The 16181-nt window shown below is 33.6% G+C and carries 13 protein-coding genes and 1 rRNA gene; 10 read left to right on the top strand and 4 right to left on the bottom strand.

Features of this window, described 5'->3' with window-relative positions:
• Both CLV33_RS00005 and CLV33_RS00010 read right to left on the bottom strand, forming a co-directional pair.
• A 16S ribosomal RNA gene (locus tag CLV33_RS00005) occupies positions 1 to 65 on the bottom strand; the annotation flags it as partial.
• Between the two features lie 721 nt (positions 66 to 786).
• A complete protein-coding gene (locus CLV33_RS00010; RefSeq protein WP_105472193.1) occupies positions 787 to 2829 on the bottom strand; it encodes a putative porin in 2043 nt (680 codons plus the stop codon).
• A 110-nt stretch (positions 2830 to 2939) separates the two neighbouring features.
• Here CLV33_RS00010 and CLV33_RS00015 point away from each other — a divergent pair, with 110 nt between their 5' ends.
• The 6 genes from CLV33_RS00015 to ppk2 all read left to right on the top strand — a co-directional run bounded on the left by CLV33_RS00015 (position 2940) and on the right by ppk2 (position 10367).
• Positions 2940 to 3533: a ribonuclease HII gene (locus CLV33_RS00015; RefSeq protein ID WP_394340392.1), complete on the top strand. Its 594-nt coding sequence runs from the start codon at positions 2940 to 2942 to the stop codon at positions 3531 to 3533.
• Positions 3534 to 3565: 32 nt separating this feature from the next.
• Positions 3566 to 5998 carry a ribonuclease HII gene (locus CLV33_RS00020; protein WP_105472195.1) on the top strand — a complete coding sequence of 811 codons (2433 nt, stop codon included), beginning with the start codon at positions 3566 to 3568 and terminating at the stop codon, positions 5996 to 5998.
• Positions 5999 to 6112: 114 nt separating this feature from the next.
• The gene (locus CLV33_RS00025) at positions 6113 to 7654 is read left to right on the top strand and encodes an OmpA family protein (protein WP_105472196.1); all 1542 of its coding nucleotides are present in this window, start codon (positions 6113 to 6115) and stop codon (positions 7652 to 7654) included.
• 12 nt (positions 7655 to 7666) lie between these two features.
• A complete protein-coding gene (locus CLV33_RS00030; protein WP_105472197.1) occupies positions 7667 to 8344 on the top strand; it encodes a TapB family protein in 678 nt (225 codons plus the stop codon).
• 119 nt (positions 8345 to 8463) lie between these two features.
• Positions 8464 to 9513: a nucleoid-associated protein gene (locus tag CLV33_RS00035; RefSeq protein ID WP_105472198.1), complete on the top strand. Its 1050-nt coding sequence runs from the start codon at positions 8464 to 8466 to the stop codon at positions 9511 to 9513.
• Between the two features lie 74 nt (positions 9514 to 9587).
• Positions 9588 to 10367 carry a polyphosphate kinase 2 gene (gene ppk2 / locus CLV33_RS00040; RefSeq protein WP_042246618.1) on the top strand — a complete coding sequence of 260 codons (780 nt, stop codon included), beginning with the start codon at positions 9588 to 9590 and terminating at the stop codon, positions 10365 to 10367.
• Positions 10368 to 10380: 13 nt separating this feature from the next.
• Here the strand turns inward: ppk2 and CLV33_RS00045 are convergent, their stop codons facing one another.
• Both CLV33_RS00045 and CLV33_RS00050 read right to left on the bottom strand, forming a co-directional pair.
• Positions 10381 to 11181 (bottom strand): class I SAM-dependent methyltransferase, encoded by an 801-nt coding sequence (locus CLV33_RS00045; protein ID WP_105472199.1) that lies wholly within the window; start codon positions 11179 to 11181, stop codon positions 10381 to 10383.
• Positions 11182 to 11316: 135 nt separating this feature from the next.
• Positions 11317 to 11736, bottom strand: a complete 420-nt coding sequence (locus tag CLV33_RS00050) for a (4Fe-4S)-binding protein (RefSeq protein WP_105472200.1) — start codon at positions 11734 to 11736, stop codon at positions 11317 to 11319.
• 116 nt (positions 11737 to 11852) lie between these two features.
• Between CLV33_RS00050 and kynU the strand changes: the two genes are divergently transcribed.
• The 4 genes from kynU (at position 11853) to CLV33_RS00070 (ending at position 16145) form a co-directional block, all read left to right on the top strand.
• Positions 11853 to 13118 (top strand): kynureninase, encoded by a 1266-nt coding sequence (gene kynU, locus CLV33_RS00055; protein WP_045372852.1) that lies wholly within the window; start codon positions 11853 to 11855, stop codon positions 13116 to 13118.
• 52 nt (positions 13119 to 13170) lie between these two features.
• Positions 13171 to 14571: an FAD-dependent oxidoreductase gene (locus tag CLV33_RS00060; protein WP_042246623.1), complete on the top strand. Its 1401-nt coding sequence runs from the start codon at positions 13171 to 13173 to the stop codon at positions 14569 to 14571.
• A 119-nt stretch (positions 14572 to 14690) separates the two neighbouring features.
• Positions 14691 to 15473, top strand: coding sequence for an SDR family oxidoreductase (locus CLV33_RS00065; RefSeq protein ID WP_042246624.1), 783 nt, complete (start codon positions 14691 to 14693; stop codon positions 15471 to 15473).
• Positions 15474 to 15611: 138 nt separating this feature from the next.
• Positions 15612 to 16145, top strand: a complete 534-nt coding sequence (locus CLV33_RS00070) for a 3-hydroxyanthranilate 3,4-dioxygenase (protein ID WP_105472201.1) — start codon at positions 15612 to 15614, stop codon at positions 16143 to 16145.
• Positions 16146 to 16181 lie beyond the last annotated feature (36 nt).

Here is a 16181-nt window from a genome sequence, read left to right on the forward strand (position 1 = left end):
TCGACTTGCATGTGTTAGGCCTGCCGCTAGCGTTCATCCTGAGCCAGGATCAAACTCTTCATCGTTAAATTTTTAAGTCTCTTACGACTTGTTTGCTTAACAACTAAATAGTATTCTCGGTACTCAAAATGGTCTATTCTTTATGTCGGCAACAACCGTTTCCAATTGCTGCCTACGCTGTCAATTTCAATATGTCTATGAACTTTTTATCTTATTACTTATCTCGTTTCCTCGTTAAGCGGGTGCAAATATAAAACCCTTTTTTTTACCCCACAACACTTTTTTGAACTTTTTTTGAAAAAATTTTTAGGCCCTTTCTAAAAACATATATTATAGCATGTGGAGGAACTTTCGCGCCAACAGCTCTTGACCGTTTTTGCGGGTGCAAACATACTACCCTTTTTTATTTTCGCAATGACTTTTTTTATCTTTTTTTTAGCTTTTTTTTTGATACGTTTTAAGACACTCTATTTCTGTGAGTTACGAACCTAATTTTTTTAAGACACACAAGTACTTATGAAATCCATAGCGGCATTAGGAATACCTCTCTTTATACCTTTAGGCGGTTGGAGCGACAAACTTATGTCAAAAGGGGCCTTTTGGACACAACTTTAATTATGGGAAGCGAGCGTATTTTGAACTTATGCACCCGTAACCATCTGTAAGCGGACAGCACAACAAACCAGAAATAATAAAAAAGACCTGCAGACCTGCCGATAAGGACACCTAAGGTGGAACGCCCTGTTTCATCCCTATTGTTATTGTTACAGGATGTATAATATAAAATTACATAAAGAAATTCCATACTAATCCAAACCTAATAGTAAAATCTCTGTATGGATAATTAGGAGCGGAATAATAATCGTAACCAGTGAACGCTGAATTGAAATGTTCGGCTTTTAGGAAAATACGTGTTTGACGTATTTTTGCATTTATAAAGAAATCTAGTCTTGGAAACTCTCCAAATTCTCTTTCGTTTTGCACATAGAACTCTGCCAATACAGGATTATATCCATTCATATAATATTTAGTAAAGTAATTTAAGGTTATACCTGTTTGTAAAAACATGGCTTTTCTAAAAAGTTCTGAACTAAAATAAAACGTATTTCGTGTAGTGATTTCTGGCACATTTAAAACACTATTGTCGTCTTGTACATTTTGATACAATACTGTATTATTAAGCGCAAATTTACCAACTCTAATCTCGTTTTCTAATTTGGCTCGCAAATAACTTATTGTAGCATTATTTTGAAATGCCTGTATGGACTGAGATGCTGTAGCTGTTTGGTCTTGTTTGAAATAAACATAATCTGAAATAGTAGAGTAATCTACAGAGAGATTAACCAAATGCTTATATTTTATTTGAAATGCTAATTGTTGGGTCTCTATGTTATTGAAACTATTTTGCCAATTAAAATCCTGATAATTACTTTGGTACAGGAGTGCATTGAAATTTGGAGCTTTCGAGCTATGGTTAATGCTTACTTTGGCAAATATATCGTCTGTTAGGTTATAGGATGCTTCTCCTGTTATATAATTGCCTGTAAAATCGCCAACAAGATTTAAACCTGCTTCACCTTGAATATTAAAGCCTTTATAAAACTTACGATACTTGGCTCCTGCAGCATATATATTTCCTTTTAACCTATTGGTTATGGTATTGTCAGTTAATACTACTAATTTATTATATCCGTAATTATAGTATGTATTGTTAATATTTACAGTGAAATCACCTAGTTCATTATTGAAATAATTTAATTCTAATTGATTGTATAATCGCTCTAGAGTTACTCTGTCTCTTAAATTAGAGCTTCTAAATGCATCACCAAATAGCGCGTTTTGACTTGATTGATCGAATTGAAATGATTTGTCCTCGAAAGACACTATATGATTTAATGCAAGCTTATAAGTAGAAGTAGAGTCGTTAAGCGTTTTTGGCAGTGCTTTTTTTACTACTTTATTAAAGATGTTGAAACCATGGTCTAAATGAAAACGCTTACCTTTTAAAATACTTTCAGCATTTTCAAAATTAACTTCCATAATGGCACGGTCCAAAAATTCTGGGACACCCTGTTCGAAATTATCTATCATATCGCTCCTAAGCCCACCATTTTCCTCGTTAAGCAAATCCTGCATTACGATATGACCTCTCATTTGGTAACGCTTATTTTTTGTTGTGTAATTTGTGGTGACCCTAAAATTGCCAGTACTGGTTAAAATATGCTGGTATTGCCCCAAAGAACGCATACCCTTATATGCAATAGAAAAATTGAATTGAGGCGATGTATTTACTGTAAAGAAAGAATCGGCCAATTGGCCTTGTTCAAACGCGGTTTTGTAAAATAATTCTGTTAAAGGTGTTGGTACCCTATAATAATATATGTCTTCAATCTCCATATAATTAAAATGTCGTGCTCTTGCACCAAAACGCGGTAAAATATTGGTGTTTTGAAAATTATAGGTTAATGAATTATAGGTTTGCCCAAGATTAGAAAATGGCATTAAACCAAAATTATCTTTTCTTAGGTAATTAAATTTATACTCTTTTTGAATGGTTAATGTAGTATCCAGATACGTTGTATCGCGCTTATGTGAAATAATAAGATAATCTTGAATTTTGGCTTTTTTATCAGTATCTCCGCCTCTAGTTAATTTACCCAATAAGCTTTCTTTGTTGGATTTGTTTTTAGCAACAATAGCAGTGCTATCCTTTACTTTTACATCTGTAGAATCTGAAACCGAGACTGAAGGTTTTTCTTCAGGATTGGTTTGCCCAAAAACAGCAATTGTAGATAGCACAAAAAATAAAACGAAAGTTAACTTCTGCATAAAATTTTAAAAACGTTGCAAATGTAAATACAAAATATGATAACGTAGTAAAATGAAAAAATTATTTAGTTGATATATTAAATTATTCATAATACTTTTGATTCATGCTAATGGTTAAACACACAAAACACACTTACGAATGTGGTACAGACGAAGCAGGTCGTGGCTGTTTAGCTGGTCCAGTTACTGCTGCTGCTGTAATTTTACCCGATGGTTTTAAAAACAACACTTTAAACGATTCTAAACAATTAAGCGAAATAAAACGCGATATTTTAAAACCCGTAATAGAAAATGATGCTGTGTGTTTTGGCGTATCGCATGTGTTTCAAGAGGAAATTGATGAAATAAATATTTTAAATGCATCAATCTTGGCAATGCATCGTGCTATTGACAAATTAAATACACTACCAGAATTTATTATAGTAGATGGTAATAAATTTAAACCTTACAACGCTATTCCTCATAAAACAATAGTTAAAGGTGACAGCAAATATTTGAGTATAGCTGCGGCTTCGGTTTTAGCAAAAACCTATCGTGATGCCTACATGAATACAATTCATGAAGAATTCCCAATGTATAATTGGAAACAAAATAAAGGCTATCCTACAAAAGCGCACAGGGAAGCCATAAAAAAATATGGTACAACAAAGTACCATAGAAAATCTTTTAGATTATTACCAGAACAATTAAAGTTAGACATATAAGTTTTATATTTTAGCAGAAATTTGATGATTCCATGAGATTTTTTTTGTGCTCCCTCCTATTTTTTACGCTATTAAGTTGCAATAATTACAAAAATAAGCGCCACACACTTATAGATTATGTACCAAGCAATTCTGATGTTGTTTTTAAAAGTGCAAACCTTGAAAGTTTAAAAAACGATATACAAAATAATACATTATTTAACGCATTTTCTGATACTGAAATATATACGGTATTAAAAACCAAATTAGAGCCAATAAGTACATTTAACTCAAATGGAGAAATCTTGCTATGCTTATCTAGAAGCAAAAACGACAGTATTGATTATACTTTAATTACTAAAAACTCTAAAGCGTTATTTGAAACTGATTCTTTAAAAAATTATATTGAAGAACAAATAAAGTACAAAAGCCACAACATTGTAAAATCCCAACTAGGAGACAATACATTTTTTAGTACCGTAATAGATAGTACGTTTATTGTATCATCATCTAAAAACATTATCACCAATAGTTATAATTCTACTGAAAACAGTACCAATTTTAAAAAACTGTATGATGTTTCAGGAAATAATGAAAGTTTATCCATTCTTCTAAAAACAAACAATGCCTTAGCACCTTCTTTTTTTATTGAAGATGCTTTAAAATTAAGCAGACTTACTGATTTTTTAACCTTAGATACTGAAATATCCCAAAACGATATTTTTGTTAATGGTATTGCAAAGTCTTTAGATTCTTCTAAAAATGTTATTGATATTTTTAAAAATACGGTGGCACAGGAAAACCAAATGCAACATATAACCCCCGGCAATAGCGACGGTTTTTTGAGTTTTACGTTTAACAATTTTAAAACGCTACAAAATAATATTTTAAAATACCGTGTTAGAGATTCTATTTCTGAAAACGAAACACTTTTTAATTCTATTACAGAGGTTGGGTTAATTTACGAGGGCGAAAACCGTGCTGTTGTTTTAAATTCAGTTGATGTAATAGCTACTCAAGACGCACTTTTAGGAGAACAAAACAAGATTGAAACCTATAGGAATATTGATGTTTTAGAATTTTCCCTAACCCACATTTTTTCTAAAACATTCGCACCACTTATCACCAATGTAGAAGTTTCTAAATACTGTATTTTAGATCATTACTTTGTGTTTGCAAACTCTTTAGAACAACTGCAAAACATTATAGCAAGTTACCAAAACCATACTACGTTAAGCAAACACAGCTATTTTAGCGAATTAAACGAAAAACTGAGTAGCGAAAGCTCTTTAATATTTGTTGCTAAACCCGAGCTAATTAAAGCCATAATTAATAACAATCTAGAAAACAAACAAAATATCAACATAGAAAGCTACAACCTTTCTGCAATTCAATTTATTTACGACTCTAATTTTGCACACGTACACGGTGGGTTAATAAAAGGCAAGACTAAACGTATACAAAATTCTATTTCTGAAAGTTTTAACATAAAACTAGATACAGATATTTTAAACACCCCTCAGTTTGTTACCAATCATAGTAACAACCAAAAGGAAATTGTGGTTCAAGATGTAAAAAACAACCTTTATTTAATTTCAAACAAAGGAAAAGTAGTGTGGAAAAAACAACTTAACGGCCCTGTAGTTGGCGAGATTTCTCAAATTGACATGTATAAAAACGGTCGATTGCAACTAGCCTTTGCAACTCCAAATAGAGTTTATGTTCTGGACCGAAAAGGTAGAGATGTTGCGCCTTTTCCTTTAAAGTTTAAAGATAACATAACACAACCGCTTTCGGTTTTTGATTATGATAAAAATAAAAAATACCGCCTCTTGGTTACTCAAGGCAAAAACGTACTAATGTACGATGCCAGGGGAAAAATTGTATCGGGGTTTACTTTTAAATCAGCCGAAGGCACAATTATAAGTCAGCCTAAACATTTTAGAATTGGCACTAAAGATTACTTGGTGATAAAAACCAAAAACAAACTTCATATCTTAGACAGAATAGGAAAAACACGAGTGTCTCCAAAAACTAAAAACACATTTTCTAACGAACCTGTTTTTCTTTATCAAAATAAATTCACCACAACTTCCATAGAAGGAAAACTTGTTAGTATAGACACAAGAGGGAACGTTTCTTCTGTTAACTTAAACTTAGGGACTAATCACAATTTAGAAACCACAAGCAAAACGCGAGTTACCTTACATGACAACAAATTGGGGATAAAAAGTAGAGTATTAGAATTAGACTACGGTAATTATACAAGACCTAACATTTTCTACATAAACGATAAAATTTATGTAACCACAACCGATTTACAATCTAAAAAAGTATACCTGTACGATAGTCAAGGTAAATTAAGGCCTAATTTCCCAGTTTATGGCAACTCACCAATAGTTCTTGATGATGTTGATAACGATAAAAATTTAGAATTCATAACCAAAGGCGACTCTAATACAATTATACTTTACAAAATCAACTAGCTTTCTTGTAAATACCTAATTAACAACGAAATGTTTATTAATTTCCCCCAAAGATCTTTGTATCTAAAAAACTAATTTCTATATTTAACACAGCTATTAATCAAACTTTTTTCGATGAAATTCCTGAAAAATGCGCAAAGCATTATAATTCTTGGAACACTACTCCTTTTTCTAGTTCCGGAATTTAATGCCCAAACCAAAGAAATAAAACGCCCTAAAAATCGAGTTGGTGTACCCAGTGTAGACAAGTTTGTACAAGAGTCTTTCGATATTTATGATAAAGTATACAAATACGATCGTTACGCCGAAACGGGTACACCTCTAGACGATGAAGATATGGATGCTCTGGAAGACGCTCTAGACGATTTACAAGGCCTGAGCGACAGTGCGCCAGATATTTTAGGAGATTTAGATGGCATAAGTGTTATTAAACAAGGCAAAGCCACATTACACATAAATAAAGCAAAAAAAGCTTTAAAATACAGCTTAAAAACATCTAAAGCGTTGCTCCTTGGCCAACGAAAACGAGACAAAGAACCAGAAGAAGATGTTTCAGAAAATAACAAGTCTAATAATAATACTTCAAATGATACTCACAATAATTCTGAAAATATTAAACAAAGCACAAATATCTCTGACAATTTAGAAGTTTACAGTAAATACGATTTTGTTCCTGGAGACAAGCTGCTTTTTTTCGATGATTTTTCTAAAGATTTTATTGGCGATTTTCCAAGCAAATGGAATACAAATGCTTCTGGCGAAGTTGTAAAAATTGAAGATAAAGGTAAGTGGTTTGAGCTTAAAACAGGTTACGGCGTTTATTTTATACCAGATGTAAAGCAGCTTCCTGAAGATTATACCATAGAATTTGATTTGTTAACAAGAGGTATAAACAAACAAACCTCGTCTACCGCAAGATTATCTGTAATTTTAAGCGACAGCGAAAAATTCAACCTTGGGAATGCACACTACGCATCGGTAAGTATACCTCTAGGGCAGTATGCAGCATTCTCCCTAAGAGCCAAAAATTTCTTTAACCGAAGCGCAGGCGCTATTAATACTGATATTAAGGCAGACATTAGAGAGGCCGTTTTAAACCAACCACATATTGCAATTTCTGTTACAAAAAAACGTTACAGATTATGGGTAAACGAAACAAAATATATAGATATTCCTAAATTTATTGAGGAGCCCAACGTGCTCAAATATCTAAAATTCCACCTAAATAACTTAAAAGATAATGAAGAGCACCTTTACATTTCTAATTTAAAGGTTGCCCAAGGAGGTGTAGATTTAAGACGTAAATTATTATCTGAAGGAAAAATATCCACAAACGGTATTTTATTCGATTCTGGTTCTGCAAACATACAACCCCAATCTTTGGGCATTGTGCGACAAATTTCGCAAGTATTAATGCAAGACGAGAATATAAAACTAAAAATTGTAGGACACACTGATGCAGATGGTAGTGAAGAAGCCAATTTAAAATTATCTAAAGCCAGAGCTGAAGCCGTAAAAAAGGCACTTATAAATATATATAACATATCTGCTAATAGACTAGAAACCGATGGTAAAGGCGAAAGTGCTCCCGTTGGAGATAACAATACTCCCGATGGGAAAGCCCAAAACAGGCGCGTAGAATTCATTACAATATAAATACCATTAACTATGAAAACTAAATTAGCTTTATTATTTAGCACTATTATAGTAAGTTTTTTTGCTTCCGCACAAAACACATGTAACGCCTACTACCCCTTTAAAGAAGGTGTTACGTTTGAAATGACCAACTACAGTAAAAAAGGAAAAAAAGAAAGCGCTGTAGAATATCATGTTTCTGAAATTAACGGTAATACAGCAACTGTTAAAGCTACAGTTGTTGATGATAAGAATAAAGAAATAACCACCACTTCTTATGAGGTTACCTGTTATGGCAACACTATTTCTATTGATTTTAAATCTATGATTAATCCAGATATACTAAAACAATATAAAGATATGGACATGGACATCTCTGGAACAAACATAGAGCTACCGAACGATTTAGATATTGGAAAAAAACTCAAGGATGCCGATATGGTTATGAGTATAAATATGGGAGGCATAACTATGAACATGACCATGGACATGGTAAACAGAACTGTAGACGCTAAAGAATCTATAACCACACCCGCTGGCACATTTAATTGTTTTGCAATAAGTTACGAGTCTCAAGTAAAAATGGGCATAAAAACATCATTCACTATAAAAGAATGGATAGCCGAAGGTGTAGGTGTTGTTAAAACCGAATCTTATAACAAAAAAGGAAAACTAATGGGATATTCAGAACTTACCAGTATTAGTCAATAATTTTTAACCACCAAAATACAAGTCCTCGAATCTAGGCGTCAAAGTGCTTTTGCTTTGGCGTCTTTTTTTACAGTAATTCCAACTTAATTTAATAGTATTGCATTATAAATAACACACCTATGATTTCTAGAAAAAACGCATCCATCTCAAAATTCATTATTCACAAAGTAGGTAACAAATTTAACGATACTAAAAATGCCTTTTCCGAGAAAACCGTAGATTTTGATGAAGCTAGCTACGATTTAATGTTGCCGTTTCTTTTAAGGCCATTTGGAAGTGTAGTGCAAAGTTATAGATTTAACCATCATGCCAATATTTCACTAAACGAAATAAACACTTATTGCACGCAATTATTTAACGATGAAGAGGCTTTTGTAGAGGTTTCAAAGCATATTGTAATGCATCTTTATGAGCAATCTAGTTCAGCAAACATAAAAACTGGCGACGTTCTAGTTGTAATGTTTGAAGGTATAGAGTTTAGAGATATAACCACAAATGCTATTGGTATTTTTAAAATTGAAAATAAAGTAAATTTCTTTCAAACCTATTTAGAAAACAACAGCTACGATGTATTGGTCCAAAAGGGAATTAACTCTAAAAAAGTAGATAAAGGTTGTTTAATTTTAAACCAAAGCGATACCGAAGGCAATATTATTTTTAGCGTAGATAATAATAGTTACGATACACAATATTGGTTAAACCATTTTTTAAACATAAAGTATGCCGATGATGCTAACAACCACACACAACAATATATTGAGTTATGTAAGGATTTCTCCACCGAAATTATAAAACAGAGTTATGGTGCAAAAGAGCAAAATACTTTTTTAGCGAAAACAATTGACTTTTTTAAGGAAAATGAAATAGTTAACGTAGAGCGTTTTAAAGACGAACTTTTTGAAGAAGACAAGCACAAACGTGAATTTGATAATTACAAAAAAGAATTTGAAGATGAACAAAATCTAATTATTAGAAATCAGTTTGATATAGCCGAAGCAGTAGTTACCAAAGAAAAGCGTAAAATTAAAACAGATATAAAGTTAGATACCAACATACAAATTAAGTTGGATATTGATGCACCAGATGCCTCAACCGAATACCTAGAACGTGGTTACGACGAAGAAAAGAAAATGCATTACTACAAAGTGTTTTTTAATGCCGAGAATTAATTTTTAATTCTGTAATTACACTGTTTACTTTTTTTATTAAATTGTAAGTTCACTATAAAACTTAACTGGGATTTATGAGCAAAGACAAAAACTTTAACTACGACGAAGAATTAAAAAAACTACATACAGACCTTGTTCATCTGCAAGAATGGGTTAAAAAGAAAGGCCTAAAGGTAGTAATTGTTTTTGAAGGAAGAGATGCATCAGGCAAAGGCGGCACTATAAAGCGCTTTACCGAGCCTTTAAACCCAAGGGTGTGCAAAGTTGTAGCCTTAGGCGTACCTACCGAAAAAGAGAAAACACAATGGTATTTTCAGCGTTATGTAGAGCATTTACCATCGGCTGGACATATTGTGCTTTTTGATAGGAGCTGGTACAACAGAGCTGGTGTTGAAAAAGTAATGGGCTTTTGTACCGATGAAGAATACCGGGAATTTTTAAGATCGTGCCCCGAATTTGAGCGTATGTTGGTACGTTCTGGTATTATAGTATTAAAATACTGGTTTTCGGTGAGTGACGACGAGCAAGAAAAGCGTTTTAAAAATAGAATTAATAACCCTTTAAAACGTTGGAAATTTAGTCCTATGGATTTAGAATCACGATCTCGTTGGTTGGAATATTCCAAAGCGAAAGACAATATGTTTGCGCACACCGATACCAAACAAGTACCATGGTATGTAGTTAACTCTGATAATAAGAAAAAGGCACGCTTAAATTGTATAAGCCATGTTTTGAGTATGATACCCCATGAAAAAATGGACATTAAGCCTATAGAACTTCCAGAATTACCAGATTACGAAGGTTACGTACGCCCACCAATGAACTACCAAACTTTTGTACCAGAGAAATATTAAAAAAAGGTTGGATTTACAGCTTCTTCGCCTTCAAAGTGAAAATTAGTGGATACAATTTATTTTTTGTTACAAACATTCCAGAATTAGTTTTTATCAAATTAGGTAAAACATCATAGGGGCTTTCGTCGTATTCTTTTAAATACTCAATATGTAATCCTGCCTCGGTTAGTGCTGTAACTATTTCCCCTAAACCATGATTCCAAGCGTATTCTTTACTTATCATTTTAGAATTTTTATCGGCATAAGTCCCTTCATATTCTTCATAAATCACATCCTCTTGCATGTAGCCATATTTTATTGTTGGAGCGTCTTCTAGATAATCAAACATCCAAACAATGGGATGAAATTCGGCCATAAAAAAAGTACCACCGGTTTTCAATCGTTCGGCAATTATTTGGCCCCAGAGTTTTAAATTGGGCAACCAACCAATAACACCGTAACTGGTAAATACTACATCAAATTCATCTGTTATATGTAAAGAAGTATCTAGTACGTTACAACATACAAATTCTGCGTTTAAATATAATTCATCATTTAGTTGTTTTGCCAAGTTAATGCCTTCATCACTTAAATCTATCCCCGTACATTTTGCTCCTAGCCTACTCCAACTTAAGGTGTCTTGCCCGAAATGGCATTGCAAATGCAATAACGATTTTCCCGAAACATCACCAAGAGCATCCAATTCATAGGGCTGTAATGAAGATTTTCCGTTTTTAAACGCCTTCATGTCGTACATCTCACTTTTAGCATGAACTTTTACTTTTCTGTTCCAAGTAGCTTTATTGGTTTCAAAAAAAGATTTTTGTGGCTTCATAATTGTAAGTGAAACATTTGAAAAAACATAAAAATATTACAAATTAAACAAACAGCCTTTATCGCACATGCATATGTTAACACTCCAAATGTGCCTTATTCGAGAATTTAAACGCCTTATCTTTTCACGGTGGTACTAGTCCTTAAATTCAGCGTTTACATGGGCGCCATCACAAAAAGGCTTATTATTTGAAGCGCCGCACCTACAAAAAGCTGTAGTTTTATTTTTTGTTTCTTCTTTACCATCCTTATGTGTTATTTTTAAGGTACCGTAAACCAACAATGGGCCATTTTCTAAAACCTCAACTTTAGTATTTTGTGACTGCGCCGTTTTATCTTCTTCATTGTTCATATAAAAACTTAATGCTCCAGTAGGGCAACGTTTAACTTGGTTGACCAAGGCTGTTGTATCTGCGCCTTTTATGTTTACCCATGGGCGAACTTTTGGCCTAAATACATTAGGAAGCCCTTTTACACAAATACCAGAGTGAATGCATTTATCGGCTTCCCAAACAATGGTAACCTCACCATTAGTGTATTCCTTTTTTTTTCTCATAACTTTAGATTTTGAACTAAAGATACGAAAAATACAAACTGAATTATGGGAGTATTCTAGCTTCTAAAGCTTAGTTTTAATTCTTATTTTTGTTAGAAATCGAAAACACTAAGAAATTGTTTACATATAAATTAGGCCTTGAATTTGCAAAAGAACAGGACAGGAATGATACTTTATCTAATTACAAAAATAAGTTTCACATCCCTAAAGATAAACATGGAAATAACCTGATTTACATGACAGGTAATTCACTTGGACTTCAGCCTAAACAAACCAGAGCATACGTTAACCAAGAACTTGAAGATTGGGCAAATTTAGGTGTTGAAGGACATTTTGAAGCTAAAAACCCTTGGTTGAGCTATCATGAATTTTTAACCGAACCCATGGCAGATATAGTAGGCGCAAAACCTATTGAAGTGGTGGTAATGAATACACTAACTGCCAATTTGCACTTTATGATGGCATCGTTTTACCAGCCTACAAAAACACGTTATAAAATAGTAATTGAAAGTGATGCGTTCCCTTCTGATAAATACGCCGTAGAATCGCAATTACGACATCATGGGTTTAACCATAAGGAAGGCCTTATACTTTGGAAACCTCGTAAAAATGAAGAATTGCTAAATTATGAAGATTTAGAAACCATTTTAAACCAACAAGGCGATGAAATTGCTTTGATTATGATTGGTGGCGTAAATTATTACACAGGACAATTTTTAGATTTAAAACGTATTACAGAATTAGGACATAAACATGGTTGTATAGTTGGTTTTGATTGCGCACATGGCGCAGGGAATGTACAATTAAATCTACACGATTCTGGTGCAGATTTTGCCGCTTGGTGTACTTATAAATATTTAAATTCTGGCCCAGGAAGTTTGGCAGGTTGTTTTGTACACGAACGGCATGCATACCGAAAGGATTTAAATAGATTTGCTGGCTGGTGGAGCCATAATAAACAAACCCGCTTTAATATGCGTAATGAGTTTAACCAGCTTCCCGGTGCAGAAGGTTGGCAGTTAAGTAATCCACCTATTCTATCTATGGCGGCCATAAAAGCATCGATAGATTTGTTTGCTGAAATTGGTATGGAAAAACTAATAGCAAAGTCTAAAAAACTAACAGGGTATTTCGAGTTTTTGCTTAAACAGTTGGGAGAAGATACTATTAGAATTATCACACCAAGCAATCCTAAGGAAAGAGGGTGTCAACTCTCTATTCAAGTAAAAAATGCAGACAAAACATTGCATAATAAATTAACAGAAGCTGGAGTAATTAGCGATTGGCGAGAACCCGATGTAATTCGTTGCGCTCCAACCCCATTCTATAATTCCTATGAGGATGTGTACCATTTAGTTGAAAAATTAAAAGCTATTTTATAATAAAAGATTAAGCAAATAAAACAGGCTCTTAAAAGACGTTTAGAAACAAAACATGAAAAACAAACAACAAAATATACTAATAATTGGTGCTGGACTTTGCGGAAGCCTTCTAGCGCTTCGCTTAGGCCAAAGAGGCTACAATGTGTCTGTTTACGAAATGCGACCCGATTTACGTAAAGTAGATATTTCTGCAGGACGCTCCATTAATTTGGCATTTTCAGATCGTGGTAACAAAGCCATGAAACTAGTTGGTCTAGAAGCACAAGTTAAAGAACTTTGTATACCCATGAACGGACGTATGATTCATGATGCGCATGGTAATACGTTTCAATCTAATTATAGTGGCAGATCGCATGAATACATTAACTCTATTTCTCGTGGCGATCTTAATGCATTACTACTCGATGAAGCCGAAAAACATGAGAATGTAACTATTTATTTTAACAAAAAATGTAAATCTGTAAACTTCGAAAAAACAACCGCCTTATTTAAAGATTATCATGATGAAGACGAGTTTGTTGAAGATGCCGATGTAATTATAGCTACAGATGGTGCTGGCTCAGTAATGCGAAAAAGCTACTATTTGGCTAAAAAATTTCTGTTTAGTTTTTCGCAAGAATATTTAAGCCATGGTTATAAAGAACTTACCATTTTACCAAAAGTTAATGGCGATTATAAAATTTATAAGAATGCGCTTCATATTTGGCCCCGAGGTAGTTTTATGCTTATAGCCTTACCAAATTTAGATGGCAGTTTTACGGTAACGCTTTTTTTAAGCTATAATGAAGGCAAATACAACTTTAACAACTTAACCACAGAAGAACGCGTTTTAAAGTTTTTCCAAAATGAATTTCCAGATGCCTTAGCAGTAATGCCAAATTTGCTAGAAGATTTCTTTACCAATCCCACAGCACCTTTAGGCACAATTAAATGTTCCCCATGGCATTACAAGGGCAACACCTTACTAATGGGAGATGCAGCACATGCCATTGTTCCATTTTATGGCCAAGGTATGAATGCATCTTTTGAAGATGTTGTAGAGTTTGATGCTGTTTTAGAAAAACATAAAGGGGATTGGGAAACAACTTTTTATGAATACGAAAAGAACAGAAAAAAAGATACAGATGCCATTGCAGATTTAGCTATTGATAATTTTCATGAAATGAAAGACCACGTGGCACACCCCATTTTTCAAGAAAAACGAAAAATTGAAATGGCCTTAGAAAAAGAATTTCCAAAAGAATATATATCAAAATATAGTTTAGTTACCTTTAATGAAGCTATTGGGTATCGAGAAGCCATGTTGAGAGGACGCGCCCAAGATAAAGCCATTTTAAACATGCTGGCCGGTGGCGTTATTTCTCCCAATGATGATATGAAAATAGTTTTAGAAAAAGTAAAAAAAGAAACCGAAGCTATCCTTGAAGACGACAGGATTGCTGGATTAAGATAAAAAACCCTTTCCTTTCCTCTCAATGAGAAAGACGGCTATTGCTTTTAAAACAAATAGTAATACGTATTATACGTTTAAATAAAAACTACGCTTCTTTGTAGGTTAAAAAGAATTAAAATATGGACTTAAAATTAAACAACAAAAACGCCCTAGTATGTGGCAGCACACAAGGCATAGGAAAAGCAACAGCAATAGCCTTAGCACAAGAAGGAGTTAACGTAACGCTTGTTGCCCGTAACAGAGAAAAACTTAAAGAGGTGTTAGCCGAATTACCAAAACACCGTAACCACAGTTACATTGTGGCAGATTTTCTAAATCCTAGAGATTTACAAGAGCAGGTTATAAAGTTTATAGAGAGAGAACATGGGTTTCATATACTAGTAAACAACACAGGAGGTCCTGCAAGTGGTGAGATTGTAAATGCTAGCTTAGAGGCTTTTGAAAACGCGTTTACAATGCATGTAAAATGTAACCATCTTTTGGCACAAGCCACTATTCCCTTTATGAAAAAAGAAGGTTTTGGACGCATAATTAATGTAATTTCAACCTCTGTAAAAGAACCAATTCCAAGACTTGGTGTAAGTAACACCATTAGGGGCGCCGTTGGTAATTGGAGTAAAACCCTATCTATTGAAGTAGCAGAATTTGGTATTACCGTAAACAACGTACTACCCGGATTTACAGATACGGAACGCTTAACCGAAATTATTAAAATTAAGGCAAAATTAGAAGACAAATCTATAGAAGAAATGACTGAGATAATGAAACACTATACACCTGCTAAACGTTTTGCAGAACCAGAGGAAACCGCAAGCGCTATAACGTTTCTTGCCAGCGCATCTGCTGGTTACATAAACGGTATAAATTTGCCTGTAGATGGTGGCAGAACCAAATCTTTGTAATAAAGCCTTTCCCTGGCCTTCCAGAGAGCGAGAGAAATTACAGAAGATGTATTATCTTTATATTAATTTTAAATTTAACGAAACTTAAATACCCGATTTGAGTTTCTCCCCATTAAGGGAGATTAAGAGGGGCTTAGTATGAGCAATTTAACATCGCCTATTAATTTTAAAGCTTGGATTGATGAAAACCGACATTTACTTAAACCGCCTGTTGGCAATAAAGTAGTTTGGAAAGACGCAGATTTTATAGTAATGGTTGTTGGCGGGCCAAATAACAGAAAAGACTATCACTACAACGAAACACCAGAGTTTTTCTATCAAGTAGAAGGTGATATTGTTTTAAAAATTATTGATAAGGGCACACCAAAAGATGTTCATATAAAAGAGGGCGATATTTATTTATTGCCTCCTAAAGTGCCACATTCGCCCCAACGTGGACCAAATACAGTAGGTTTAGTTATAGAGTATAAACGTCCTAAAGGCACAAAAGATGCATTGCTTTGGTTTTGCGAAAACTGTGTTACTAAACTCTATGAAGAAGATTTTACTTTAGATAATATTGAAACCGATATGCCCAAAATTTTTGATAAGTATTATGGGGATATAAACAAACGCAGCTGTCCAAACTGCGGAGAAGTGATGCAGCCGCCTAAAAAAGTTAAATTAGACTAGTGCTTTACAATATTAATAAAATAGCAACTACACCAT

Origin of the sequence: Jejuia pallidilutea (assembly GCF_002973595.1) — a bacterium.
GTDB lineage: Bacteria > Bacteroidota > Bacteroidia > Flavobacteriales > Flavobacteriaceae > Jejuia > Jejuia pallidilutea.

What these genes read in the sequence shown, in the direction of transcription:
- CLV33_RS00050 (WP_105472200.1), bottom strand. Translation starts at nt 11,736, where the DNA reads ATGAGAAAAAAAAAGGAATACACTAATGGTGAGGTTACCATTGTTTGG.
- CLV33_RS00030 (WP_105472197.1), top strand. Translation starts at nt 7,667, where the DNA reads ATGAAAACTAAATTAGCTTTATTATTTAGCACTATTATAGTAAGTTTT.
- CLV33_RS00015 (WP_394340392.1), top strand. Translation starts at nt 2,940, where the DNA reads ATGGTTAAACACACAAAACACACTTACGAATGTGGTACAGACGAAGCA.
- CLV33_RS00065 (WP_042246624.1), top strand. Translation starts at nt 14,691, where the DNA reads ATGGACTTAAAATTAAACAACAAAAACGCCCTAGTATGTGGCAGCACA.
- CLV33_RS00025 (WP_105472196.1), top strand. Translation starts at nt 6,113, where the DNA reads ATGAAATTCCTGAAAAATGCGCAAAGCATTATAATTCTTGGAACACTA.
- CLV33_RS00020 (WP_105472195.1), top strand. Translation starts at nt 3,566, where the DNA reads ATGAGATTTTTTTTGTGCTCCCTCCTATTTTTTACGCTATTAAGTTGC.
- CLV33_RS00070 (WP_105472201.1), top strand. Translation starts at nt 15,612, where the DNA reads ATGAGCAATTTAACATCGCCTATTAATTTTAAAGCTTGGATTGATGAA.
- CLV33_RS00045 (WP_105472199.1), bottom strand. Translation starts at nt 11,181, where the DNA reads ATGAAGCCACAAAAATCTTTTTTTGAAACCAATAAAGCTACTTGGAAC.
- CLV33_RS00035 (WP_105472198.1), top strand. Translation starts at nt 8,464, where the DNA reads ATGATTTCTAGAAAAAACGCATCCATCTCAAAATTCATTATTCACAAA.
- CLV33_RS00010 (WP_105472193.1), bottom strand. Translation starts at nt 2,829, where the DNA reads ATGCAGAAGTTAACTTTCGTTTTATTTTTTGTGCTATCTACAATTGCT.
- CLV33_RS00060 (WP_042246623.1), top strand. Translation starts at nt 13,171, where the DNA reads ATGAAAAACAAACAACAAAATATACTAATAATTGGTGCTGGACTTTGC.
- ppk2 (WP_042246618.1), top strand. Translation starts at nt 9,588, where the DNA reads ATGAGCAAAGACAAAAACTTTAACTACGACGAAGAATTAAAAAAACTA.